Origin of the sequence: Streptomyces sp. NPDC015130 (assembly GCF_043080005.1) — a bacterium.
Classification (GTDB): domain Bacteria; phylum Actinomycetota; class Actinomycetes; order Streptomycetales; family Streptomycetaceae; genus Streptomyces.
Map to the genome: position 1 here is coordinate 12,974 of NZ_JBIBVC010000006.1, position 22,498 is coordinate 35,471.

23 protein-coding genes and 1 riboswitch are annotated in these 22,498 nt (G+C 71.5%); of the genes, 16 read left to right on the plus strand and 7 right to left on the minus strand.

Annotated elements, in window-relative coordinates; translation table 11 throughout:
* Positions 1–17 precede the first annotated feature (17 nt).
* On the minus strand, positions 18–485 hold the full coding sequence (locus ACF08F_RS14025; RefSeq protein ID WP_390486898.1) for an Lrp/AsnC family transcriptional regulator: 468 nt from the start codon (positions 483–485) through the stop codon (positions 18–20).
* Between the two features lie 121 nt (positions 486–606).
* Here ACF08F_RS14025 and hppD point away from each other — a divergent pair, with 121 nt between their 5' ends.
* Positions 607–1,752: a 4-hydroxyphenylpyruvate dioxygenase gene (hppD, locus tag ACF08F_RS14030; protein ID WP_392298746.1), complete on the plus strand. Its 1,146-nt coding sequence runs from the start codon at positions 607–609 to the stop codon at positions 1,750–1,752.
* Between the two features lie 112 nt (positions 1,753–1,864).
* On the opposite strand, the gene ACF08F_RS14035 is transcribed toward hppD, so the two are convergent.
* Positions 1,865–3,487: a tetratricopeptide repeat protein gene (locus ACF08F_RS14035; RefSeq protein WP_392298747.1), complete on the minus strand. Its 1,623-nt coding sequence runs from the start codon at positions 3,485–3,487 to the stop codon at positions 1,865–1,867.
* 98 nt (positions 3,488–3,585) lie between these two features.
* On the opposite strand from ACF08F_RS14035, the gene ACF08F_RS14040 reads away from it, so the two are divergent.
* Positions 3,586–4,953 carry an FAD-binding oxidoreductase gene (locus ACF08F_RS14040; protein ID WP_392298748.1) on the plus strand — a complete coding sequence of 456 codons (1,368 nt, stop codon included), beginning with the start codon at positions 3,586–3,588 and terminating at the stop codon, positions 4,951–4,953.
* Between the two features lie 89 nt (positions 4,954–5,042).
* Here the strand turns inward: ACF08F_RS14040 and ACF08F_RS14045 are convergent, their stop codons facing one another.
* The gene (locus ACF08F_RS14045; protein ID WP_392298749.1) at positions 5,043–5,534 is read right to left on the minus strand and encodes an SsgA family sporulation/cell division regulator; all 492 of its coding nucleotides are present in this window, start codon (positions 5,532–5,534) and stop codon (positions 5,043–5,045) included.
* A gap of 366 nt (positions 5,535–5,900) precedes the next feature.
* Here ACF08F_RS14045 and ACF08F_RS14050 point away from each other — a divergent pair, with 366 nt between their 5' ends.
* A complete protein-coding gene (locus tag ACF08F_RS14050) occupies positions 5,901–7,496 on the plus strand; it encodes an RDD family protein (RefSeq protein WP_392298750.1) in 1,596 nt (531 codons plus the stop codon).
* A 122-nt stretch (positions 7,497–7,618) separates the two neighbouring features.
* Entirely contained in the window at positions 7,619–8,380 is a 762-nt protein-coding gene (locus ACF08F_RS14055; protein ID WP_392298751.1) for an RDD family protein, read from the plus strand.
* Positions 8,381–8,389: 9 nt separating this feature from the next.
* Here the strand turns inward: ACF08F_RS14055 and ACF08F_RS14060 are convergent, their stop codons facing one another.
* Positions 8,390–8,689 (minus strand): hypothetical protein, encoded by a 300-nt coding sequence (locus ACF08F_RS14060; protein ID WP_392298752.1) that lies wholly within the window; start codon positions 8,687–8,689, stop codon positions 8,390–8,392.
* 381 nt (positions 8,690–9,070) lie between these two features.
* On the opposite strand from ACF08F_RS14060, the gene ACF08F_RS14065 reads away from it, so the two are divergent.
* Together ACF08F_RS14065 and ACF08F_RS14070 are read left to right on the plus strand one after the other, a co-directional pair.
* The gene (locus ACF08F_RS14065) at positions 9,071–11,479 is read left to right on the plus strand and encodes an immune inhibitor A domain-containing protein (protein ID WP_392298753.1); all 2,409 of its coding nucleotides are present in this window, start codon (positions 9,071–9,073) and stop codon (positions 11,477–11,479) included.
* A gap of 123 nt (positions 11,480–11,602) precedes the next feature.
* Positions 11,603–11,914 carry a hypothetical protein gene (locus ACF08F_RS14070; protein ID WP_189503603.1) on the plus strand — a complete coding sequence of 104 codons (312 nt, stop codon included), beginning with the start codon at positions 11,603–11,605 and terminating at the stop codon, positions 11,912–11,914.
* 128 nt (positions 11,915–12,042) lie between these two features.
* On the opposite strand, the gene ACF08F_RS14075 is transcribed toward ACF08F_RS14070, so the two are convergent.
* Positions 12,043–12,639, minus strand: a complete 597-nt coding sequence (locus ACF08F_RS14075; protein WP_392298754.1) for an isochorismatase family protein — start codon at positions 12,637–12,639, stop codon at positions 12,043–12,045.
* A gap of 112 nt (positions 12,640–12,751) precedes the next feature.
* Positions 12,752–14,080, minus strand: coding sequence for a nicotinate phosphoribosyltransferase (locus ACF08F_RS14080; RefSeq protein ID WP_392298755.1), 1,329 nt, complete (start codon positions 14,078–14,080; stop codon positions 12,752–12,754).
* Positions 14,081–14,181: 101 nt separating this feature from the next.
* Between ACF08F_RS14080 and clpS the strand changes: the two genes are divergently transcribed.
* From clpS to ACF08F_RS14130, 10 genes are all read left to right on the plus strand, one after another.
* Positions 14,182–14,487, plus strand: a complete 306-nt coding sequence (clpS, locus tag ACF08F_RS14085) for an ATP-dependent Clp protease adapter ClpS (RefSeq protein ID WP_055643244.1) — start codon at positions 14,182–14,184, stop codon at positions 14,485–14,487.
* Positions 14,487–15,068, plus strand: coding sequence for a DUF2017 domain-containing protein (locus ACF08F_RS14090; protein ID WP_392298756.1), 582 nt, complete (start codon positions 14,487–14,489; stop codon positions 15,066–15,068). Before clpS ends, ACF08F_RS14090 begins: the two co-directional genes overlap by 1 nt.
* A 362-nt stretch (positions 15,069–15,430) precedes the next feature.
* Positions 15,431–16,867, plus strand: coding sequence for an amino acid permease (locus tag ACF08F_RS14095; RefSeq protein WP_392298757.1), 1,437 nt, complete (start codon positions 15,431–15,433; stop codon positions 16,865–16,867).
* A 76-nt stretch (positions 16,868–16,943) separates the two neighbouring features.
* A complete protein-coding gene (locus ACF08F_RS14100) occupies positions 16,944–17,372 on the plus strand; it encodes a Mov34/MPN/PAD-1 family protein (RefSeq protein ID WP_392298758.1) in 429 nt (142 codons plus the stop codon).
* 15 nt (positions 17,373–17,387) lie between these two features.
* Positions 17,388–17,520, plus strand: a riboswitch (cobalamin riboswitch).
* 39 nt (positions 17,521–17,559) lie between these two features.
* Positions 17,560–18,540 (plus strand): ABC transporter substrate-binding protein, encoded by a 981-nt coding sequence (locus tag ACF08F_RS14105; RefSeq protein WP_392298759.1) that lies wholly within the window; start codon positions 17,560–17,562, stop codon positions 18,538–18,540.
* A gap of 92 nt (positions 18,541–18,632) precedes the next feature.
* Positions 18,633–19,607 carry a FecCD family ABC transporter permease gene (locus ACF08F_RS14110; protein ID WP_392299104.1) on the plus strand — a complete coding sequence of 325 codons (975 nt, stop codon included), beginning with the start codon at positions 18,633–18,635 and terminating at the stop codon, positions 19,605–19,607.
* Positions 19,604–20,389, plus strand: a complete 786-nt coding sequence (locus ACF08F_RS14115) for an ABC transporter ATP-binding protein (RefSeq protein ID WP_392298760.1) — start codon at positions 19,604–19,606, stop codon at positions 20,387–20,389. The genes ACF08F_RS14110 and ACF08F_RS14115 overlap by 4 nt, the downstream gene beginning before the upstream one ends.
* 44 nt (positions 20,390–20,433) lie before the next feature.
* Positions 20,434–20,550, plus strand: a complete 117-nt coding sequence (locus ACF08F_RS14120; RefSeq protein WP_317852193.1) for a putative leader peptide — start codon at positions 20,434–20,436, stop codon at positions 20,548–20,550.
* Positions 20,551–20,640: 90 nt separating this feature from the next.
* A complete protein-coding gene (locus ACF08F_RS14125; protein ID WP_392298761.1) occupies positions 20,641–20,919 on the plus strand; it encodes a MoaD/ThiS family protein in 279 nt (92 codons plus the stop codon).
* Between the two features lie 5 nt (positions 20,920–20,924).
* Positions 20,925–21,875 carry a PLP-dependent cysteine synthase family protein gene (locus tag ACF08F_RS14130; RefSeq protein ID WP_392298762.1) on the plus strand — a complete coding sequence of 317 codons (951 nt, stop codon included), beginning with the start codon at positions 20,925–20,927 and terminating at the stop codon, positions 21,873–21,875.
* A gap of 15 nt (positions 21,876–21,890) precedes the next feature.
* Here the strand turns inward: ACF08F_RS14130 and ACF08F_RS14135 are convergent, their stop codons facing one another.
* Complete coding sequence (locus tag ACF08F_RS14135; RefSeq protein WP_392298763.1) at positions 21,891–22,364, minus strand: type II toxin-antitoxin system PemK/MazF family toxin; 474 nt, start codon at positions 22,362–22,364, stop codon at positions 21,891–21,893.
* Positions 22,365–22,498: the final 134 nt, after the last annotated feature.

The window sequence follows — 22,498 nt, forward strand, 5'->3', positions numbered from 1 at the left end:
TCCGTGGGCGTGCCCGTCTACTCCTGTGCGGCCTGCTCCACCAGCGGGATGATCCGCAGCGGCACCGGGTTCTCCATCACGATCGCCGTCGACGCGCGCACGATCCCCTCGATGCCCACCACCTTGTCGATCACCCGCTGGAGGTCGGCGTTGGAGCGGGCGACCAGCCGGCAGAGCATGTCGCCGTGGCCCGTCGTCGTGTGCAGTTCGAGCACCTCCGGCACGGTCGCCAGATGCCCCCGCACATCCGCCCCCTGCCCCTGCTTGATCTCCAGGGTCGCGAAGGCCGTCACCGGATAGCCCAGCGCCGCCGGGTCCACCTGCGGACCGAAGCCGCAGATCACACCGGTCGCCTGGAGCCGGTCGAGGCGCGCCTGCACCGTCCCGCGCGCCACCCCGAGGCGCCGCGAGGCCTCCAGGACCCCTATGCGCGGCTCGCGTGCGAGAAGCGTGATCAGCCGGCCGTCCAAATGATCGATCGCCACAACGGTCTCCCCGTAGTCAGGATGTACAAGTCGCACGGCCATACTCGCCTGTCGCTGTGCAGATTGACCAGCAGAACAACAAACTCTTGCGCACCTTGCCGAACGGCGGGACATTGACGCCATGACTGAGACCATCGATCACACCCCCTCCACCGCGCGTAAGGCCGATCCCTTCCCGGTCAAGGGAATGGACGCGGTCGTCTTCGCCGTCGGCAACGCCAAGCAGGCCGCGCACTACTACTCCACGGCCTTCGGCATGAAGCTGGTCGCCTACTCCGGACCGGAGAACGGCAGCCGCGAGACCGCCAGTTACGTCCTCACCAACGGCGCCGCGCGTTTCGTGTTCACCTCCGTCATCAAGGTCTCGACCGACCGGGGCCGTTTCCTCGCCGACCACGTCGCCGAGCACGGTGACGGCGTCGTCGACCTGGCGATCGAGGTGCCGGACGCCCGTGCCGCGTACGCCTACGCCGTCGAGCACGGCGCCACCGGAATCACCGAGCCGTACGAGCTGAAGGACGAGAACGGCACCGTCGTCCTCGCCGCCATCGCCACCTACGGCAAGACCCGCCACACCCTCGTCGAGCGCTCCGGCTACGACGGCCCGTACCTGCCGGGCTTCGTCTCCGTGAACCCGATCGTCGAGCCGCCGGCCAAGCGCACCTTCCAGGCGATCGACCACTGCGTCGGCAACGTCGAGCTCGGCAAGATGAACGACTGGGTCGGCTTCTACAACAAGGTCATGGGCTTCACGAACATGAAGGAGTTCGTGGGCGACGACATCGCGACCGAGTACTCGGCGCTGATGTCGAAGGTCGTCGCGGACGGCACCCTCAAGGTGAAGTTCCCGATCAACGAGCCGGCGATCGCGAAGAAGAAGTCGCAGATCGACGAGTACCTGGAGTTCTACGGCGGCGCCGGCGTCCAGCACATCGCCCTCGCCACCAACGACATCGTCGCCACCGTGCGGGCGATGCGCGCCGCGGGCGTCTCCTTCCTCGACACCCCCGACTCGTACTACGACACCCTCGGCGAGTGGGCCGGCGAGACCCGCGTGCCCGTCGAGATCCTGCGTGAGCTGAAGATCCTCGTCGACCGCGACGAGGACGGCTACCTGCTGCAGATCTTCACCAAGCCGGTGCAGGACCGCCCGACCGTCTTCTTCGAGATGATCGAGCGCCACGGCTCGATGGGCTTCGGCAAGGGCAACTTCAAGGCCCTGTTCGAGGCGATCGAGCGCGAGCAGGAGAAGCGCGGCAACCTCTAGCCGCCACCGCCGTGCGTGAGGGTTCCGGGGCCCGGCCCCGGGGCCCTCACGCCTGTGTTCCCGGCCCACTACGGGGGGTGGGCCGGTAGCACCTCCGACGGCGGCACCCGCGCTACTCGCGCGGCGTGCCCGCCGCCGCCGAGCCCGAGGTCGAAGCCGCCGCGCCCGACGTCGCCGAGCCCGAGACCGCCGAGCCCGACGCAGCCGAGCCCGAGCCCGAAGCCGCCGCGCCCGCCTCAGACGCGCCCGCCTCAGACGCGCCCGCCTCAGACGCGCCCGCGCCCGACGCGCCCGCGCCCGGTGCCTTCGCGTCGACGCCGTCCGCCCCCGCGGCACCCGCCGCCGTCTCCTTCGACCCGGCCGCAGGCGCCTCCGGCCGGAGTTCCTTCGGCAGCTCGTCCGGCAGTTCGCCGAGGGCCGTCAGGGCCTGCTCCGCCCTCCGGGCGTGCAGCGGGGAGAACTCCGGGTTGATCCGCAGCGCCTCCGCCAGGTGCCGGCGGGCCGGGCCGGGCTGCTCCAGGGCCCGCTCGATCTCGCCCAGGTGGTACGTGAAGAGCGCGCTCCGCAGCCCCTCGTCCGTGGCCCGCTTCGCGTACCCCAGCGCCTCCTGGGGCTCCCCGGCCCGGTACAGCGCCCACCCCAGCGCGTCCGCCACCGCCACCGAGCGGTGCCCGCGCGCCCACTCCGCGCGCAGCCGCGTGACCGCCGCCGCCGGCGCGCCGTGGTCCGCGTCCAGCAGCCCCAGAGCCACCTCGCCCCGCACCCAGTCGCCCTTCCGCAGCCGCTCGTACAGGGCCCGCGCCTCCCCCTCCAGGCCCACCGCCTCGTACAGCTCGCCGGCCTCCAGGAGGTACTCCGGCAGCGTCAGCCGGGTCAGCGCGGCCTGCCAGTCGCGCAGCGCCTCGTCCGTCCGGCCCAGGCCCGCGAGCGCCCGCGCACGCCCCGCCAGCGACGGCCCGTGGTCCGGGACGAGCCGCAGCGCCGAGCCGTACCGGGCGAGGGCCTCCGCAGCCTCGCCGCGCTCCCACGCCAGGTCCCCGAGCCGCCCCAGCGACGCCGCCTTCTCCGCGTCCGTCTCCGCGAGCGCCGCCGCGTCCAGGGCCGCCGCGTCGGCGTCCTCGCGCCAGCCCCGGTTCCGGAACGCCTGCGAGACGCGCGCGCGCACGACCGCGCCCGCGTGCAGCTCCTCCAACTTGTCCGCCGCCTTCCGGGCGGCCTCGTAGTCGCCGAGGCCGTTGTACGCGTCGATCAGGACGGGGTACGCGGGCCAGCGCCCCGGCTCCGCCTTCCGCACCCGCTCGCCCCACTCCTTGGCGGACCTCCAGTCGCCGCGCGCCCCCGCGAGCGCCCCGAGACCCAGCTGCGCGTCCACGTTGCCCCGGGCGGCGGGCCGCTCGGCCAGGGAGCGCTTCAGCGCCCGCTCGGCCCTCGGGTAGTCCCGTGCGTCCCCGAGCCGCGTCCCGCGCTCCGTGTACGCCGCGCCGAGCGCCGCCCAGGAGGCGTCGTCCTCGGGGTGGGCGCGCAGCCACTTCTCCCGGTCGGTGATCAGTGCGGCCAGGTCCGGCAGCGAGGCCTGCGCGCCGGCGTGCGCCGCGATCGTCGCCCGCTCCGCCGGGCCGGGCGGGGGAGGCGGCCCCTGGCCGACGAGCTCGGGGACGTACAGCAGGGCCGTCGCGGCGAGGACCGCGCCCACGCCCGCCGCCAGGACCGTCCTCGACACGTTCTGGGTCTTCATGGCGCTCACTGTGCGCCCGTCCGCGCCTGTACGAAGAGCACACGAAGCGCCCGCTCCGGCGGGTTCACACCGATGGCCCCGGGTGCCAGGCTGGATGTATGGACGATCTTCTGACGCGGCTGCGCGCCGGGCTCCCCGCCGAGGCGCTCCTCACCGACCCGGACGTCACGGCCTCCTACTCCCGCGACATGGCGAGCTTCTGCGCGGCCGGCACCCCCGCGGTCGTCGTGCTCCCGCGCACCGTCGAACAGGTCCAGCACGTGATGCGGACCGCCACCGAACTGCGTGTCCCCGTCGTCCCCCAGGGAGCCCGCACGGGCCTGTCCGGCGGCGCCAACGCCTCCGAGGGCTGCATCGTGCTCTCCCTGGTCAAGATGGACCGCATCCTGGAGATCAACCCGGTCGACCGGATCGCCGTCGTCGAACCGGGTGTCGTCAACGCGGTGCTGTCACGGGCCGTCGCCGAACACGGCCTGTACTACCCGCCGGACCCCTCCAGTTGGGAGACGTGCACCATCGGCGGGAACATCGGCACCGCCTCCGGAGGCCTGTGCTGCGTCAAGTACGGCGTCACCGCCGAGTACGTCCTCGGCCTCGACGTCGTCCTCGCCGACGGCCGGCTCCTCACCACCGGCCGCCGCACCGCCAAGGGCGTCGCCGGATATGACCTGACCAGGCTCTTCGTCGGCTCCGAGGGCAGCCTCGGCATCGTCGTCGGGGCCGTGCTCGCGCTCCGGCCGCAGCCCCCGGCCCAGCTCGCGCTCGCCGCCGAGTTCCCCTCCGCGGCCGCCGCCTGCGAGGCCGTCTGCTCGATCATGGAGCGCGGCCACACCCCGTCGCTGCTCGAACTGATGGACCGCACCACCGTCCAGGCCGTCAACAGACTGGCGCACATGGGGCTGCCCGACACCACCGAGGCGCTCCTCCTGTGCGCCTTCGACACCCCTGACCCGGCCGCCGATCTGGCAGCCGTCGGGGAGCTGTGCACGGTGGCGGGCGCCACCGAGGTCGTACCGGCCGCGGACACCGCCGAGTCCGAACTCCTCCTCCAGGCGCGTCGGCTCTCCCTCACGGCCCTGGAGACGATCAAGTCCGCGACGATGATCGACGACGTGTGCGTGCCGCGGACGAAGCTGGCCGCGATGCTCGACGGCACGTCGGCGATCGCGGAGAAGTACGACCTGACCATCGGCGTCTGCGTGCACGCGGGGGACGGCAACACCCATCCCGTCGTCTGCTTCGACCACGTCGACGAGGACGAGTCGCGCCGGGCGCGGGAGTCCTTCGACGAGATCATGGCGCTCGGGCTCGCCCTCGGCGGCACGATCACCGGCGAGCACGGCGTGGGCGTCCTCAAGAAGGAGTGGCTGGCCAGGGAGTTGGGCCCGGTCGGTCTCGAACTCCAGCGCGGGATCAAGCACACCTTCGATCCGCTGGGGCTGCTCAACCCCGGAAAGCTCTTCTGAGGCCTCCTGTACGAGCGGTACGAGCGGTACGAGCGGTACGGGGGGTACGGCGGGTACGAGGGTCAGGTGGCCGCGACGGGACACGCGGCTCACAGCTCGCCGTCCTGCGTCTCGTCCGACGGCCACGGGTCGCGCAGCCACAGCTCGTCGGCGATCACGGTGGTCGCCAGGAGTTCGGCGAGCCCGTCGTCCATGCCGAGGCGCTCGGACTCGGTGCCCGGCGGCACCGCGCGCAGGGTCCGCTCCAGCCAGGCGGACACCTGCGCGGACGGGGCTTCGAGGAGGGCGTCACCGTCGGGGGAGGAGAGCGCCATCAGGACGACGCCGCGGCCCTCGACCTTCGTCGGCCAGATGCGGACGTCGCCGTGGCCGCACGCCCGGAAGACGCCCTCGACGAGCAGCTCGCGCGCGAAGGTCCAGTTGACCGGGTGGTCCGAGCCGACGTGGAAGGTGATGTGGACGGCGTACGGGTCGTCGGTGCGGTAGGCGAGCCGGGCGGGGACGGGGACGGCGCGCTCGGGGGAGAGCACCAGCTTGAGCTCCAGCTCGCGCTCGACGGTGGTGTTGTCGGTGTTCTGCATGGTCGTACGTCCTCTCGCGAAGGGGCCCCGGGCGGGCCTTCACCTGGAGAGAGCGGGGTCCACGCCGTTCATTACGCGACTTCGGGAAGTTTTTTCGGAGAGTTTTCGAGGAACCTGGAAGGGGAGCCGGAGCGGAGGCCGGAGGAGCGGACCGGCGAGGCGGGCGCAGAGCACCGTCGGACCCGAGGCATCGGCCCGAACATCACCATGAGTGATCGATTCCGTTTTCTGTCGCCCGAAGGCGGTCTTTCTCGTGGGCTCTTTCTTCCCTCGGGGACGTTCTTCGTTACTGTCCTCCTTGGGCGCGGCTCGCCGGGGGGAGCGGCCGTGGGATCAAAGGCGTTGTGACTGAACGGAGTCGGGGCAGTGGCTACTCCTCCTGGAGGCGGCGGAGAGGTACCGCAGGCGGGGTACTACCCGGACCCGTCCATTCCCGGATACATCCGGTACTGGAACGGGGGCGCCTGGGTGCCCGGTACGAGCCGGCCGGCCCCCAAGGACGGCGAGGGCACGCCGAACCCGCCCGCCGGGGCGATCCCCGCGGGTCCGATCCTGGCCTCCGGCCCGGCGCCCGCACCGGTGGTCGCACAGCACCCGGTCGCCGCTCAGCAGCCGGTCCCGGCGCAGCACCCTGTGCCCGCGCAGCACCCGGCCGCGGCGCAGAACCTCGCGCCGGCGCAGAGCCACGCCCCCGAGCCGCACCCGGCCCGGAACACCGCCCAGAGTCCGGCCCGGATCGCCGACCAGAACCCGGGGTTCAGCCCGGCCCTGGCCCCGGCGCCCGTCCCTGCGGCCCTTCCCGCGGCCGCCGTTCCGGCGGTCGAGGAGACGGGGCCCGTCTTCTTCGACGACTTCGAGGAGGGGCCGGTGACGCCGGAACCCTCCTCGGCCTGGCAGGCGGACACGGCCCGCCAGACCGGCTTCGGCGGCGAGCGCGACCAGAAGGTCGCCTGGGGCGCGCCCCAGGAGCAGCAGCCCGAGCCTCCTGCGCAGCCTCAGCCGCAGCGGCGGGCCCCCGTCGTCCCCGACCCCCGGACCCCTGCCGAGTGGCCGGTCGCGGGCGCGAGCGAGCCGGCCGAGCCCCACGCGGCAGCCCAGGCCCCCGCCCCAGCCCCCGCGCCCGCACCCGCCCCGGCCCCCGCGCCGGACCCCCGGCCGACCGGGGGAGCGGCGCGGCTCGGCGGAATGCCCGTCACGCCCGCCCCGGCCCCGCAGCCGCGGCCGGCCCCCGAGCCCGCTGCCCCCGCCCCCGTACCCTCCACGCCCTCCTGGGCCCAGCAGGCCCAGGCACAAGCCCAGCAGGCCCAGGCACAAGCCCAGCAGGCCCAGGCACAGGCTCCGGCCCAGGCCCAGCCGCAGGTCCAGTCCCGACCCCAGTCGCAGCCCCAGCCTCACGAACAGCAGGAGCAGCAGCCGCCGGTCGTGCCGTGGAAGCCGCCGGTCGAGGACGTCTTCCAGCAGGCGGCCCGCGCCCAGGCCGCCGCCCGCCCCGCGGGTCTCGGCAGGCGCCTGCTGGCGCGGCTGATCGACACGGTCGTCCTGGGTGCCCTCGTCGGCGCCGCGGCCTTCCCCTTCGTGACCGCCGCCCTCGACCACATCGACGGCAAGATCGAGGCGGCCAAGCAGTCCGGCACCACCGTCCAGGTCTGGCTCCTGGACGCGACGACCTCCGTGCAGTTCGGCATCGCGCTGGCCTCGCTCTTCGTCATCGGCGTCCTGTACGAGGCGCTGCCCACCGCCAAGTGGGGGCGGACCCTGGGCAAGAAGCTGTGCGGGATCGAGGTGCGGGACATCGAGGCGCACCAGCCGCCCCGGTTCGGCGCGGCGCTGCGCCGCTGGCTCGTCTACAGCGTCCTCGGGCTCCTCGTCATCGGTGTCCTCAACGTCCTGTGGTGCCTCTTCGACCGCCCGTGGCGCCAGTGCTGGCACGACAAGGCGGCTCGCACCTTCGTCGCACGCTGAGCGGAGGCGAGCGCGCGGGCGGCCCGGTCGCCCGGCCGGGTCCGCCCGTGAACCGAAGGGGCGGTCCCCCGAACGGGCGTTGATTTCGTGCGGGGCGGGCGCCCCCGGGATGCACTGCCCCCATGAGCACCGACCAGCCGCCGCCCGGCCAGCCGCCCGAGGAGGACCCGTTCCTCAAGAGGCCCCAGGAGCCCGCACAGCCCTCCGCCGGCCAGCCGCCGCCGGACGGAACGCCCCCGCCCGGGCAGCCCCCGGGCGGGCAGCCCCCGCCCGGGCAGCCCCCGGGCGGGCCCCCGCCGGGGAACCCGTACGGGCCCTCGTCAGGATCCCCGTACGACAACATGCCGCCGCCACCGCCCCCGTACGGCGGTGGTTACGGCGGCGCCTACGGCGGGGCCGATCCGCTCTCCGGGATGCCGCCGCTCGCCGAGTCCGGCCGCCGCATCCTGGCCCGTCTGATCGACTGGGTGATCGTCACGGTGCCGCTGGCGATCATCGGCATCCCGTTCGACATCTACGAGCGCGCGACCCGGGACGACAACGACTTCGGGGACACGATCAACAGCCTCAACGGCGGCAGCCAGCTGGTCTTCCAGCTCATCACGATCGTCGCGTACGTCGCCTACGACACGGTGATGACGGCCAAGAACGGCCAGACGCTCGGCAAGAAGCTGATGAAGCTGCGGACCGCGATGCTCAACGACGGCTCGACGCCCCCGATGAGCCAGTCGCTGCTGAGGGCCATCGTCCTGTGGCTGCCCGCGCTGGTCTGCTGCGCCTGTCTGTGGCCGCTGCTCCTGCTCATCCTCATCCTGGTCGACAAGCCCTACAAGCAGGGTCTGCACGACAAGGCGGCGAAGACGGTGGTCGTCACCGCCCAGTAGGACGCAGCGTCACGAACCGATCCGGGTATCGGCACCCGCGCCCACGCGCGGAGCCGGTATCCGGATCTCTTCGTTCCCGAGGGACGAAGGAGCGGGGGGAGCGGCGGGAACAGGGGCCGCGGAGGTCTTGACGGACCTCGTCCGTACCGGCATCGTCACCGCCACGAGAACGCCCAGCAGCAGGCCCGCGGCGCAGATCGCCGCGATCCCGAGGGTCGTCGTCGTACGGGAGAGCAACAGCAGGGCGACGGTCGCGAGGGCGACGGTGGCCGAACCGTAGGCGAGTTGTGCGGCGTTCGGTCGCTGCATGACAGGTACCGCCCCCTCAGGACATCGGTTCGACTCTATGACGGTGGATGCCCGGAGGGAACCCGTGGTAAGCGTGACCTAACCCACCGTGCCGGTGCACGGGGGGCGCACGGAGTCACACGGCCCACCCGTGAACCGCCGGGATGCGCCTGCCGGCCGGTGGTGCGAACCGGGCAAGCGGGACACATGGGCGAGGGAGGCCCGTTGGGTGCCCGATTATCGGAAATCCGCTCCCACATAGTGCAGTTGGTCTGTGCAAGTCAAGATCTGTCTTTTCTGGCGCCACTCCGGTCAAATGTCGTCACTTGTGACGCGCGACCCCGCAGGACGGACACCCCACCTTCGGTCCGGGTGCGTGGGCGCCGGGGAGGACTACATCAAGTGACCAACAGACGACGGGCGATCAGAGCGTCCGCAGTCGTCGTGGCGCTCGCGGCCACCGCCGCCACCGCCTCGACCTTCTCCACCGCCTGGGCAGGCAGCGACGGCAACGTCGCGCCGGCGGGCATCCAGACCGTCGACAAGACGACGGTCGACCACGACCTTGACGGTCCGTTCAGCAAGAAGCAGGAGCAGCAGCGCAAGGCTGCCCTGGAGCAGGTGCTCAACGGCGAGGCCAAGGTCGAGAAGCGCGGGGGCTCGCAGGTCGTCAAGCTCGACAGCAAGAAGTACGTCGAGCTCGGCCGCGAGAAGACCGACAAGATCTTCACGATCCTGGTCGAGTTCGGCGACAAGGTGGACACCACCACCCTCGTCGACCGCGAGGACGACGACACGACCGAGCTCAAGCCGATGTACGGCGGCCAGCCCGGTCCCCTGCACAACCAGATAGCCAAGCCGGACCGTGCGAACGACAACTCCACGGCCTGGCAGGCGGATTACAACCGCAAGCACTTCCAGGACCTGTACTTCGGTACGGGCAAGGACGCCAAGGGCAAGCCGAAGCAGTCCGTCAAGACCTACTTCGAGAAGACCTCGTCCGGCCGCTACTCGGTCGACGGCGCCGTCTCCGACTGGGTCAAGGTCGACTACAACGAGGCCCGCTACGGCTCGAACTACTGCGGCGACACCAACTGCCCCAACGTCTGGGACACCGTCCGTGACGGCGTCACCGCGTGGGCGGCCGGCCAGAAGGCCCAGGGCAAGACCGACGCCCAGATCAAGGCCGAACTCGCCCAGTACGACCTGTGGGACCGCTACGACTTCGACGCCGACGGCAACTTCAACGAGCCCGACGGCTACATCGACCACTTCCAGATCGTCCACGCGGGCGAGGACGAGTCGGCCGGTGGCGGCGCCCAGGGCACCGACGCGCTGTGGGCCCACCGCTGGTACGCGTACGGCACCAACGCCGGCAAGACCGGCCCGGCGAACAACAAGGCCGGCGGTACGCAGATCGGCGAGACCGGCATCTGGGTCGGCGACTACACGATGCAGCCGGAGAACGGCGGCCTCGGCGTCTACGCGCACGAGTACGGCCACGACCTCGGTCTGCCGGACCACTACGACACCGCGGGCGGCGAGAACTCCACCGGGTTCTGGACCCTCATGTCGTCCGGCTCCTGGCTGGGCGAGGGCAAGGACGCCATCGGCGACCTGCCCGGCGACATGACCTCCTGGGACAAGCTCCAGCTGGGCTGGCTGAACTACGCCAAGGTCAACGACTGGCAGCGTGGCACCAAGACCACCCACAAGCTGGGCGTCTCGGAGTACAACACCAAGAACCCGCAGGCGCTCGTCGTCGAGCTGCCGAAGAAGTCGGTCGCCACCGAGGTCGTGGCCCCCGCCGAGGGTGCCACCCAGTGGTGGAGCAACATGGGTGACGACCTCAAGAACACCCTGACCCGCCCGGTCGACCTGACCGGCAAGTCCGCGGCCTCCCTGGAGCTCCAGGGCTGGTGGGACATCGAGAAGGGTTACGACTTCCTCTACGCGGAGGTCTCGACCGACGGCGGCGCCAACTGGACCCCGCTCGACGGCACCGCCAACGGTGTGGCGCTCCCGCGCGACGCCGCCGGCTCCCCGTCGCTGACGGACGTCTCCGGTGGGCACAAGAAGCTCGTCTACGGCCTCGACGCCTACGCGGGCAAGAAGTTCGACCTCCGCTTCCGCTACCAGACGGACGGCGGGGCGGGCGGCAAGGGCTTCACCGCCGACGCCATCACCCTCACCGCCGACGGCGCCAACGTCTTCTCGGACGGCGCCGAGAACGGTGACAACGGCTGGGTCTCGAAGGGCTTCTCGCGGATCGCGAAGGGCTTCTCGAAGGACTACGAGCAGTACTACATCGCGGAGAACCGCCAGTACGTCTCGTACGACGCGACCCTCAAGGTCGGCCCGTACAACTTCGGTTTCACGGGCGACAAGGCCGGCTGGGTCGAGCACTACCCGTACCAGAACGGTCTGCTCATCTGGAAGTGGGACCTGTCCCAGAAGGACAACAACACCTCCCAGCACCCGGGCGTGGGTCGAGTCCTCCCGATCGACGCGCACCCGAGCCCGCTGAAGTGGTCCGACGGCACGCTGATGCGCAACCGCGTCCAGTCGTACGACGCCCCCTTCAGCCTCTCCCGCACGGACGGCTTCCAGCTGCACAAGGCGGGCGTGGGCACCTGGGTCCCGTCGCAGGCCGGTAACCCGGTCTTCGACGACCGCAAGGGCACCTACTGGTTCGCCGAGACCCCGCGGGCCGGCGTCAAGGTAACTGACACCAACACCAAGATCCAGGTCGTCAAGGAGCCGAAGGACGGCCAGACGATCACGGTCCAGGTTGGCCCGTCGACCAAGTAGTCGGTAAAACTGCAGGTCAGATCATGATCGGCCGTCGCCCCCTAGCGGGCGGCGGCCGATCGTGTTTAGGTGCGTCTGACCGCAGTTCTTATTGACATCTGATCCACGGGGGAGTGGTTCCGCATGCCCAACGGAGGGTTCTGCAAGCTGCCGGGCGGCAGCGTGGTCGTCGCGATAGGGCTGCCCAGCCCGGCCCGCGACGGGGCCTCGGTCCGCTTCCTGGTCCACGCCGCCAACCGTGCCCGTGCCCTCACCAGGCTGCGGAACCTCGGTCTGCGCGCGGTCTACCTCCGCGGGAACAGCGAGCCGCCCACCCCGGACGAGATCACGGCCGTCCTGCACCACCCCGACGGCCTGCTCTGGAGATCCGCGCCCGGCGCGGCCCAGGAGCTCTGGCACCCGGCCCGCACCCTCCCGAAGGCGCCCGCGGCGTAGCGACGCACCCCAGGGGCTTCCTAAAGCGTGTTGCGAAAGTCCCGCCTGCCCGACGGCGCCTGGCACGCACGCTCCAGACGCCGTCGGGCCCGCCCTTCGGGCGGCCGGCGCTACTCTCGCAACACGCCCTAGACCACCGGCGCGCCGGTCAGCTCCACGCCCGCCGCGCCGAGCTCCTCCAGGGCCTTCGCCGTCGTCGCCTTCGCGACCCCGGCCGTCAGGTCGAGCAGCACCTGGGTCCGGAAGCCCTCCCGGGCCGCGTCCAGGGCCGTGGCCCGGACGCAGTGGTCGGTGGCGATGCCGACCACGTCGACCTCGGTGACGTCCCGCTCCCGCAGCCACTCCGCGAGCGTCCGCCCGTTCTCGTCGAGCCCCTCGAAGCCGCTGTAGGCGGCGTCGTAGGCGCCCTTGTCGAAGACGGAGTCGATCGCCCCGCTGGCGACGGCGGGGGCGAAGTTCGGGTGGAAGCCGACGCCCTCCGTGCCGGCCACGCAGTGCACCGGCCAGGAGGTGACGTAGTCCGGATCCTCGCCCTCCGGGGCGAAGTGCCCGCCCGGGTCGACGTGGTGGTCGCGGGTGGCGACCACGTACCGGTAGGAGGTGCCCGCCGTCTGGCCGACCAAGTCGGTGATGGCGGCGGCGACGTCCGCGCCGCCCGTCACCGCGAGGCTGCCGCCCTCGCAGAAGTCGTTCTGAACGTCCACAACGATCAATGCGCGGTGCATGGCGGGTGTCCTTAGCGCGTCGGATGGGTGGGTTCGAGCCTAGAGACTTCCCCCTCCCCGGGGGAGGGGGCGTCCCCGGCGTTGTGCCTTGCGCGTTCGCGAACGCGTGGTGCTACACGTACTCCGTCGGCAGCACCGGCTCGCCGCGCGAGAGCTGGATCGCCGACATCGGCAGCCCGGCGCGGGCCGCGATGTGCCGGGCCCTGGCGGCCTCCAGCGGCTCCCTGGCCACCACCTCGCCGCCCTTGACCAGCTCGACCAGGAGCTGGTGGCCGACGAGCTCCGGCGGGACCGGTCCCGTGCCCACGACCTCCGTCTCGGCGACCCCGTACGCGTCGGGGCGGCGCGCCGCCCACTTGCGGCCGCCGACCGAGGCCTTGCCGCCCACGGACTTCTTCGCGACCGGCACCAGGGGCGCCTTGGGGTCGGCCGTGCGGGCCCGGGCGACCAGCTTGTAGACCATCGAGCAGGTCGGGTGGCCGCTGCCGGTGACCAGCTGCGTGCCCACCCCGTACGCGTCGACCGGCGCCGCCGCGAGCGAGGCGATGGCGTACTCGTCGAGGTCCGAGGTCACGACGATCTTCGTGTCGCGCGCGCCCAGCTCGTCCAGCTGCGCCCGGACGCGGTGCGCGACGAGCAGCAGGTCGCCCGAGTCGATGCGGACGGCTCCGAGCTCGGGCCCGGCCACCTCCACGGCGGTGCGGACGGCCTCGGCCACGTCGTAGGTGTCGACGAGCAGGGTCGTGCCCCGGCCCAGGCTGTCGACCTGGGCCCGGAAGGCGTCCCGCTCGCTGTCGTGGAGCAGGGTGAAGGCGTGGGCGGAGGTGCCGACGGTCGGGATGCCGTAGCGGAATCCGGCCGCGAGGTCCGAGGTGGCCTCGAAGCCGCCGACGTACGCGGCGCGGGAGGCGGCGACGGCCGCGAGCTCGTGGGTGCGCCGGGCGCCCATCTCGATCAGGCGGCGCCCGCCGGCCGCGGCCGACATGCGGGAGGCGGCGGCGGCGATCGCCGAGTCGTGGTTGAGGATCGAGAGGATCACGGTCTCCAGGAGCACGCACTCCGCGAAGGAGCCCTCGACGCGCAGGACGGGCGAGCCGGGGAAGTACACCTCGCCCTCGGGGTAGCCCCAGATGTCTCCGGAGAAGCGGTATCCGGCCAGCCATTCGAGGGTCGGCTCGTCGACGATGCCGCGCTCGCGCAGGAAGCCGAGGACGGCGGGGTCGAATCGGAAGTTCTCGACGGCGTCCAGGACCCGGCCGACGCCCGCGAGGACGCCGTAGCGGCGCCCCTCGGGGAGCCGCCGGGTGAAGACCTCGAAGACCGAGTGACGGTCGGCGGTGCCGGCCCTGAGGGCCGCCTGGAGCATGGTCAGCTCGTACTGATCGGTGAAGAGCGCGGTCGACGGCACGTCCACCGGCAGCCCAAGGTCCGCAGCGTTCATGTCAGCGATGCTAGCGCAGAAATCGTCAAAGTGACGAATAGGGGGTCGGTGTGGGTGACCTGTTTGTGCGATGGGCCCCCCGGGGTGGCAGCATGGGGTGAGTGAGCGTCGCGCCTATTGAGATCGAACGTACGGAATCGGCCGAGGAGGTCTCCGCGGTCGTCGAACCCGACGTGCCCTGGGTGACCCTCGTGCACAACGATCCGGTCAACCTGATGAGCTATGTGACCTACGTCTTCCAGTCGTACTTCGGTTACTCCAAGGACAAGGCGCACAAGCTGATGCTCGACGTGCACGAGAAGGGGAAGGCCGTCGTCTCCGCCGGCACCCGCGAGGAGATGGAACGGGACGTGCAGGCGATGCACGGCTACGGCCTCTGGGCGACCCTCTCCCAGGACCGCTTCTGATGGCCGGCCGTTTCGAGAACCTGCCCGGCGGCGGAGCGGCCGTCGCGCTCGACGAGGTCGAGATCTCCATCCTCCGCTCCCTCGCCGTCCAGCTGATGGAGCTGATCGGCCCCGGCGACGAGCCCGCGGCCGATGCCGACCCGCTGGCCGCCCTCTTCGCCGAGGGCCCGAGCGAGCCCCCGTCCGACCCCGCCCTCCGGCGCCTCTTCCCCGACGCGTACGGGGACGAGAGCGCGGAGCTCCGGGCGTCCGCCGCGGACTTCCGCCGCTACACCGAGAACGACCTGCGCGCCCGCAAGCGCGAGGACGCCCTCGTCGTCGTGCGCGCCCTGGACTCGCTCTCCGGCGAGTCGGCGGGCGAGGGCGGCGCCGTCCTGAAGCTGAGCCCGGACGACTCCCGGGCCTGGCTCGGCACGCTCAACGACCTCCGGCTGACGATCGGCACCCGCCTGGAGGTCAAGGACGAGGAGAGCGAGCAGCTGTACCGGCTGCCGGACTCCGACCCGCGCAAGCCCATGGTGATGGCCTACCTCTGGCTGGGGGCGCTCCAGGAGTCCCTCGTCGAGACGCTGATGCCGTAGGGCTGTCCGCGGTCACCCTCGGGATGCCGCAGGGCTTCCCGAGGCCACCCCGGGGCGCCGATGTTCGCTCAGCGGACGCTCAAATCCGGATAACGAATGCGTTATCAGGGCGCCCGCCTTTGCTCCGTAAGGTCCCTTTTCTGCACCTTTCCGTGTGGCGCGCGCCACACGCACCCCCGTCGACCGGCCCCCGCCGCGTGATAAATCTTCACGACCGCTCGGGGACGCCACCCCTGTTCCCGAGGGCGCTTTGACCGGCTGACCGCCGGTGGCACTCCATCCACATCCGGGGGGATCAGGATCTGATCCGCGGCAGACGCACTCGCAGTCGCGCGGATCAGTATGGAGAAAGGCGCACCACCATGACCTCAGTGCAGGTCGACAAGCAGCACGACGGCGACGAGGCCGCGGACACCGTCTCGGGCGAGGGTTACCACCGGGCACTCGGTGCACGCCAGATCCAGATGATCGCGATCGGCGGAGCCATCGGCACCGGCCTCTTCCTCGGCGCGGGCAAGGGCATCTCCATCGCGGGGCCGAGTCTGATCCTCGCGTACGCCGCCGCGGGACTCGTCATCTTCTTCATCATGCGGGCGCTCGGCGAGCTCCTCATGTACCGCCCGGTCTCGGGCTCCTTCTCTGAGTACGCCCGCGAGTTCATGGGCCCCTTCGCGGGCTTCGTGACCGGCTGGACGTACTGGCTCTTCTGGGTCGTCACCGGCATCACCGAGGTCACGGCCGCGGCCACCTACATGACGTACTGGTGGGACATCCCGCAGTGGCTCTCGGCCCTCGTCTTCACGGTCATCCTCTACGGTGCCAACCTGATCTCGGTGAAGCTCTTCGGTGAGCTCGAGTTCTGGTTCTCCATGGTCAAGGTCACCGCGATCATCGGCATGATCCTCATCTGCGCCGGCATCCTCACCCTCGGCTTCTCCGACGCGGGCGACACCGCCTCCGTCACCCACCTGTGGGACCTCGGCGGCTTCTTCGCCGGCAAGGACGGCATCTACTCCACCCTGATGACCCTCCAGATGGTCATGTTCGCCTTCCTCGCCGTCGAGCTCGTCGGCGTCACCGCCGGTGAGTCGAAGGACCCGAAGACCGTCCTGCCCAAGGCCATCAACACCGTGCCGTGGCGCATCGCCGTCTTCTACGTCGGCGCGCTCATCATGATCCTTTCGGTCGTCCCGTGGACCGAGTTCAAGCCCGGCGTGTCCCCGTTCGTCGCGGCCTTCGAGAAGATGGGCCTCGGCGTCGGTGCCGCCATCGTCAACTTCGTCGTCCTGACGGCCGCGCTCTCCTCCTGCAACTCGGGCATGTACTCCACCGGCCGCATGCTGCGCGACCTCGCGCTCAACGGCCAGGGCCCGAAGGTCTTCACGAAGCTGACCCGCTCCGGCACCCCGCTGATCGGCACCACGTTCTCGGCCGCGCTGATGATGGTCGGCGTCTGGATCAACTACCAGTGGCCCGGTGAGGCGTTCAACTACGTCGTCTCCTTCGCGACCATCTCCGGCATGTGGGCCTGGATCGCCATCCTGATCTGCCACATCCGCTACCGCTCCAAGGCCGACCGCGGCGAGCTGCCCGAGTCCTCCTTCAAGGCGCCCGGCGGCATCTGGCTCAGCGCCTTCGCCCTGGCGTTCCTCGCGCTGGTCCTCGTGACCATGGGCATGGACGAGGGCAACCGGGTCGCGCTCTACGGAGCGCCGGTCTGGGGCCTGGTCCTCGCCGTCTCCTACCTGGTCCTCAAGGCCCGCAACCCCGAGGGCGCCGCCTTCGCCAAGCGTTCCTGACCTGCCGGGTCTCAGCATCCGGGCCGTTCCGTACCACTCCTCGGTACGGAACGGCCCGTCTGCTTATCCTGTCGGCATGCTGACCATCACCCGGGCCCTGTACGAGCAGATCGTGGAGCACTCCCGCGCGGACCACCCCGACGAGGCCTGCGGCGTGGTCGCGGGCCCGGCCGGCAGCGGCCGCCCCGAGCGCTTCATCCCCATGCTGAACGCCGCCCGCTCGCCCACGTTCTACGAGTTCGACTCCGCGGACCTGCTCAAGCTCTACCGCGACATGGACGACCGGGACGAGGAGCCCGTCATCGTCTACCACTCGCACACCGCGACCGAGGCCTACCCGTCCCGCACGGACATCTCGTACGCGAACGAGCCCCAGGCCCACTACGTCCTCGTCTCCACCGCCGACACCGACGACGCGGGCCCCTTCCAGTTCCGCTCCTTCACCATCGTCGAGGGCGTCGTGACCGAGGAGGACGTCGAGATCGTCGAGGCCTACGCGGAGTAGCGCCCCGACCCGGTCCCAGTGAGAGACTGTCCGGGACCAACGGGCGGCAGGAACCAGGAAACCGGTGCGAATCCGGTGCGGTCCCGCCACTGTGACCGCCTCCTCGGGAGGCGTGAGCCAGGAACTGACCTGCCGCCTCTCACCACCGATCGGGGACGTGGAAATCCCCGGAGGAGGCTCGACCGTCATGTCCTGGCGCCGTCCGCTGCTGCCCGCGCTCGCCCTCGTCCCGCTGCTCGCCGCCTGCTCGTCACCGGCGACCCCGCCCGCGTCCTCCGCGAAGCCCGGAGGGACCGCGCAGGGATTCCCGTACACCGTGGACAACTGCGGCGTGAAGACCACGTACCAGGCACCGCCGAAGCGCGTGGTCACCATGAACCAGCACGTCACCGAGGTGATGCTCGCCCTCGACCTGGAGAAGTCGCTGGTCGGCACCGCCTACCTCGACGACGAGGTCCTCCCCGCCTACAAGCAGGCCTACGACTCCGTCCCCGTCCTCGCGAAGGAGTACCCCTCCAAGGAGGCCCTCCTCGCCGCGAACCCCGACTTCGTCTACGGCGGTTACGCCTCCGCCTTCGACGCCAAGGACGGCCGCGGCCGCGACGACCTCAAGAAGTCCGGCATCTCCACCCGCCTCAACATCGAGTACTGCCCGTCCGGTTCGACCTCGGTCGACGACCTCTACCGCGAAGTCCGCGAGATCGGCCGGACCTTCGACGTCGGCGCCCGCGCCGAGGCATGGACCCGAGAGGCCCGTACCACCCTCGCCGCCACCGAGAAGCGCCTCAAGGGCACCCCGCCGGTCTCCGTCTTCGTCTACGACAGCGGAGACAAGACCGCGTTCACGGCGGGCGGCAAGGGCATCGGCAACGAGCTCATCACCCGGGCGGGCGGCAAGAACGTCTTCTCCGACCTCGACAAGGCCTTCGGCGACGCCACCTGGGAACAGGTCGTCGACCGCCGGCCCGAGGTCATCGTCATCTACGACTACGGCACCACCACCGTCGAGCAGAAGAAGAAGCGGCTCCTCGACGACCCCGTCCTGAAGGACGTCCCCGCGATCAAGAACCGCCGGTTCGCCGTCATGCCGCTCTCCGACACCGTCCTCGGCGTCCGGGTCCCCGCCGCCGTCGACAAGCTCGCCGCCCAGCTCCACCCGGCCCGGTGAGCACGGTCCTCGACAGGGCCGGGACACCGACGGAGAGGAGCGCACCCGCCTCCGGGACCTCGCGGTACGTCCTCGTCGTCGCCGGACTCGCCCTGGCCCTGGCCCTCGCCGGCATCGCCTCGCTCGCCCTCGGCTCCGTCCGCATCCCGCCCGGCCAGGTGCTCGACGCCCTGACCGGGCGGGCGGCCCCCTCCCCGTACCGGACGATCGTGCTCGACGTCCGGCTGCCCCGGGTCCTGCTCGGCGTCGTCGTCGGCGCCGGGCTCGCCGTCGTCGGCACCGTCCTCCAGGCCCTCGTCGACAACCGGCTCGCCGACCCCTTCCTCCTCGGGATCTCCTCCGGCGCCTCCGCCGGAGCCGTCCTCGTGCTGGTCCTCGGCATCGGGGGAGGGGTGACCACCACGATCGCCCTGCCCGGCGCGGCCTTCGCCGGCGCGCTCCTCGCCCTCGTCCTCGTCTACGGGCTCGCGCGCCGCGGCGGGACCCTGACCGGCGCCCGGCTCGTCCTCGCCGGGGTCGCCGTCTCGTACGTGCTCTCCGCCCTCGCCACCCTGCTCCTCGTCGTCGCCGGCCGGCCCGAGCAGTTCCAGGAGGCGCTGTACTGGTCCCTCGGCGGCCTCGGCAGCGCCCGCTGGGACACCCTCCTCCTGCCCGCCGCCGTCCTCGTCCTCGGCGTCGGCGCTCTCGTCGCCCTCGCCCGCCCGCTCGACCTGCTGCTCGTCGGCGAGGAGGGCGCCACCGTCCTCGGCCTGGACACCGCCCGCTTCCGCGCCGCCGTCTTCGTCCTCGCCTCCCTCGTCACCGCCGTCATGGTCGCGGCCAGCGGAGCCGTCGGCTTCGTCGGACTCATGGCCCCGCACGCCGCCCGGCTCGCCGTCGGCGCCCCGCACCGCCGCCTCCTCCCGGTCGCCGCCCTCGGCGGGGCGCTCGCCCTCGTCCTCGCCGACCTCGCCGCCCGGACCGTTGCCGCGCCCCAGGACATCCCCGTCGGCGTCCTCACCGCACTCATCGGCGGCCCGTTCTTCCTGTGGCTGATGCGCCGCCGCCCCGAAGGAGCACCCCTGTGACCGAGCTGCGGCTCCACGGACTCTCGTACGGAAGACGCCTCCGCTCCGCCGACCTCACCGTCCGCAGCGGCGAGACCGTCGGCCTCATCGGCCCCAACGGCAGCGGCAAGACCACCCTCCTGCGCTGCGTCTACGGGACCCTCACCGCCACCGCCGGACACGCCGCGCTCGACGGCGACGACCTCCACGCCCTCGGCCCCAAGGCCCGCGCCCGCCGCGTCGCCACCGTCCCGCAGGACAGCGGCACCGAGTTCGAACTCACCGTCCGCGAACTGGTCGCCCTCGGCCGCTCCCCGCACAAGCGCTTCTGGGAGGGCGACACCGGCGCCGACCGGGAGCGCGCCGACACCGCCCTCGCCCGCGTCGGCCTCACGGAGCTCGCCGACCGCCCCTTCCCCACCCTCTCCGGCGGCGAGCGCCAGCGCGCCCTGGTCGCCCGCGCCCTCGTCCAGGACCCGGCCCTCCTCGTCCTCGACGAGCCCACCAACCACCTGGACATCCGCCACCAGCTCGACGTCCTCGCCCTCGTCCGCACCCTGGGCACCACCAACCTGCTCGCCCTGCACGACCTCAACCTCGCGGCGGCCTACTGCGACCGCCTCTACGTCATGGTGGAGGGCCGGGTCGTCACCGGAGGCACCCCCGCCGAGGTCCTCACCCCCGAGCTCCTCGCCGCCGTCTACGGGGTCGATGCCGAGGTCATCCCGCACCCCAGGACCGGCAGCCCGACCGTCGTCTACCTGCACAGTCCGGTGGGCGGTCAGAAACTATCCACCATGTGAGATCACATTCCGGAACCCGGACCGGGAATCGATACGATGAGCCCATGGTTTCCCACGACGTGAGCGAAGAGACTCCGGGCACACCCCTGCTCGTGGCACGCCTGCACGTCGACCTGTGCCGCCTCGCCAGCGCGATGTGTACGTCCCGCGCTGCGCTCTGAGCTACCGGCCGAGCGCCTTCCGTACGACCCCCCTCCGCGCGGGGCCCCAGCAGCGCGCCCACCACGCCACTTCCGACAGGAGCCCACGTCATGGCCATCGAGGTCCGCATCCCGACCATCCTCCGCACCTACACCGACGGCGAGAAGGCCGTCGAGGGCAGCGGTGACACCCTCGCCGCCCTCTTCGCCGACCTGGAGACCCGCCACAACGGCATCGAGGCCCGCATCGTGGACGGCGGCAAGCTCCGCCGCTTCGTCAACGTCTACCTGAACGACGAGGACGTCCGCTTCCTCGACGGCATCGACACCAAGCTCTCCGACGGCGACAGCGTCACGATCCTGCCGGCCGTCGCCGGCGGCATGGTCTGATCCACATGCGCTACGACTCCTCGCTGGCGGCGGTCGGCAACACGCCGCTCGTCCGCCTCCCCCGGCTCTCGCCCTCGGACTCCGTCCGGATCTGGGCGAAGCTGGAGGACCGCAACCCGACCGGCTCGGTCAAGGACCGCCCCGCGCTCCACATGATCGAGCAGGCGGAGAAGGACGGCCGGCTCACGCCCGGCTGCACCATCCTGGAGCCGACCAGCGGCAACACGGGCATCTCGCTCGCCATGGCCGCCAAGCTCAAGGGCTACCGCATCGTCTGCGTCATGCCCGAGAACACCAGCGAGGAGCGTCGCCAGCTGCTCGCCATGTGGGGCGCGGAGATCGTCTCGTCCCCCGCGGCGGGCGGATCGAACACAGCGGTACGCGTGGCCAAGGAGCTCTCCGCCGAGAACCCGTCCTGGGTGATGCTCTACCAGTACGGCAACCCGGACAACGCGGGCGCCCACTACGCCACCACCGGCCCGGAGATCCTCGCCGACCTCCCCTCGATCACCCACTTCGTCGCCGGCCTCGGCACGACGGGCACGCTCATGGGCGTCGGCCGCTACCTCCGCGAGCACAAGCCCGACGTCAAGATCGTCGCCGCCGAGCCGCGCTACGACGACCTCGTCTACGGCCTGCGCAACCTCGACGAGGGCTTCGTCCCCGAGCTGTACGACGCCTCCGTCCTCACCACCCGCTTCTCCGTCGGCTCCGCGGACGCCGTCACCCGCACCCGCGAACTCCTCCAGCAGGAGGGCATCTTCGCGGGCGTCTCCACGGGGGCCGCGCTCCACGCGGCCATCGGCGTCGGCAACAAGGCGCTGAAGGCCGGCGAGAGCGCCGACATCGCCTTCGTCGTCGCCGACGGCGGCTGGAAGTACCTGTCGACCGGCCTCTACACGGCCGCGACGACGGAAGAGGCGATCGAAACGGTCCAGGGCCAGCTCTGGGCTTGAGCCTCCACGGCTCCCTCAGCGCGCCAGATGGCGGACCTGGTCCCACACGACCGGGTCCGCCGTTCCCGCTCTCCGGCGGAAGCCCGTCACCGGCACGTCCCGCAGCTCGTCCGTCTCCAGGAAGCTCGGCCGCCCCTGCGCGTCGCCCACCGCCCCCGGCGGCAGCGCGATCACCCCCGGCCGCTCGTCGTGGTACTTGCTGGTGATCTTGGCGACGAGCGCGCTGTCCCCCCGTACCGTGAGCACGAGACAGGGCCGGTCCTTCGACCCGGGCCCGTCCTCGAAGGGCACGTCCGCCCACCAGATCTCACCCGCCCGCGGCAGCCGCGACGGAGCCTTCCGCGGCCCGGTGGGCCGACCGGGCGGCCTGGTCCGGCCCGAGGGCCTCCCCTGAGGGCGGCGCGAGGAACGCTTCCGCCCGTCGGCGACCACCGCGACCAGCGCGATCACCACGACCGCGGCCAGCGCGGGCCACCATGACGTGTCCATACCTCAAGACGGTACCGGCGCGCGCCTCACTCCGCCGTGACGCCCCGCCATCCATCCGAACCGGTGACAGAGCCCGTGAGTTCGCCCACAACGGGCCGCCACGAAGGAGCGACAGGCCCGGGTGCGCCTTACGC

Excerpts from the sequence above, each read along its gene's own strand:
- ACF08F_RS14040 (WP_392298748.1), top strand. The coding sequence starts at position 3,586 with ATGGACGATCTTCTGACGCGGCTGCGCGCCGGGCTCCCCGCCGAGGCG.
- ACF08F_RS14075 (WP_392298754.1), bottom strand. The coding sequence starts at position 12,639 with ATGCACCGCGCATTGATCGTTGTGGACGTTCAGAACGACTTCTGCGAG.
- ACF08F_RS14100 (WP_392298758.1), top strand. The coding sequence starts at position 16,944 with ATGCTGACCATCACCCGGGCCCTGTACGAGCAGATCGTGGAGCACTCC.
- ACF08F_RS14105 (WP_392298759.1), top strand. The coding sequence starts at position 17,560 with ATGTCCTGGCGCCGTCCGCTGCTGCCCGCGCTCGCCCTCGTCCCGCTG.
- ACF08F_RS14120 (WP_317852193.1), top strand. The coding sequence starts at position 20,434 with ATGGTTTCCCACGACGTGAGCGAAGAGACTCCGGGCACACCCCTGCTC.
- ACF08F_RS14070 (WP_189503603.1), top strand. The coding sequence starts at position 11,603 with ATGCCCAACGGAGGGTTCTGCAAGCTGCCGGGCGGCAGCGTGGTCGTC.
- hppD (WP_392298746.1), top strand. The coding sequence starts at position 607 with ATGACTGAGACCATCGATCACACCCCCTCCACCGCGCGTAAGGCCGAT.
- ACF08F_RS14035 (WP_392298747.1), bottom strand. The coding sequence starts at position 3,487 with ATGAAGACCCAGAACGTGTCGAGGACGGTCCTGGCGGCGGGCGTGGGC.
- ACF08F_RS14095 (WP_392298757.1), top strand. The coding sequence starts at position 15,431 with ATGACCTCAGTGCAGGTCGACAAGCAGCACGACGGCGACGAGGCCGCG.
- ACF08F_RS14125 (WP_392298761.1), top strand. The coding sequence starts at position 20,641 with ATGGCCATCGAGGTCCGCATCCCGACCATCCTCCGCACCTACACCGAC.
- ACF08F_RS14090 (WP_392298756.1), top strand. The coding sequence starts at position 14,487 with ATGGCCGGCCGTTTCGAGAACCTGCCCGGCGGCGGAGCGGCCGTCGCG.
- ACF08F_RS14045 (WP_392298749.1), bottom strand. The coding sequence starts at position 5,534 with ATGCAGAACACCGACAACACCACCGTCGAGCGCGAGCTGGAGCTCAAG.
- ACF08F_RS14060 (WP_392298752.1), bottom strand. The coding sequence starts at position 8,689 with ATGCAGCGACCGAACGCCGCACAACTCGCCTACGGTTCGGCCACCGTC.
- ACF08F_RS14080 (WP_392298755.1), bottom strand. The coding sequence starts at position 14,080 with ATGAACGCTGCGGACCTTGGGCTGCCGGTGGACGTGCCGTCGACCGCG.
- ACF08F_RS14135 (WP_392298763.1), bottom strand. The coding sequence starts at position 22,364 with ATGGACACGTCATGGTGGCCCGCGCTGGCCGCGGTCGTGGTGATCGCG.
- ACF08F_RS14055 (WP_392298751.1), top strand. The coding sequence starts at position 7,619 with ATGAGCACCGACCAGCCGCCGCCCGGCCAGCCGCCCGAGGAGGACCCG.
- ACF08F_RS14130 (WP_392298762.1), top strand. The coding sequence starts at position 20,925 with ATGCGCTACGACTCCTCGCTGGCGGCGGTCGGCAACACGCCGCTCGTC.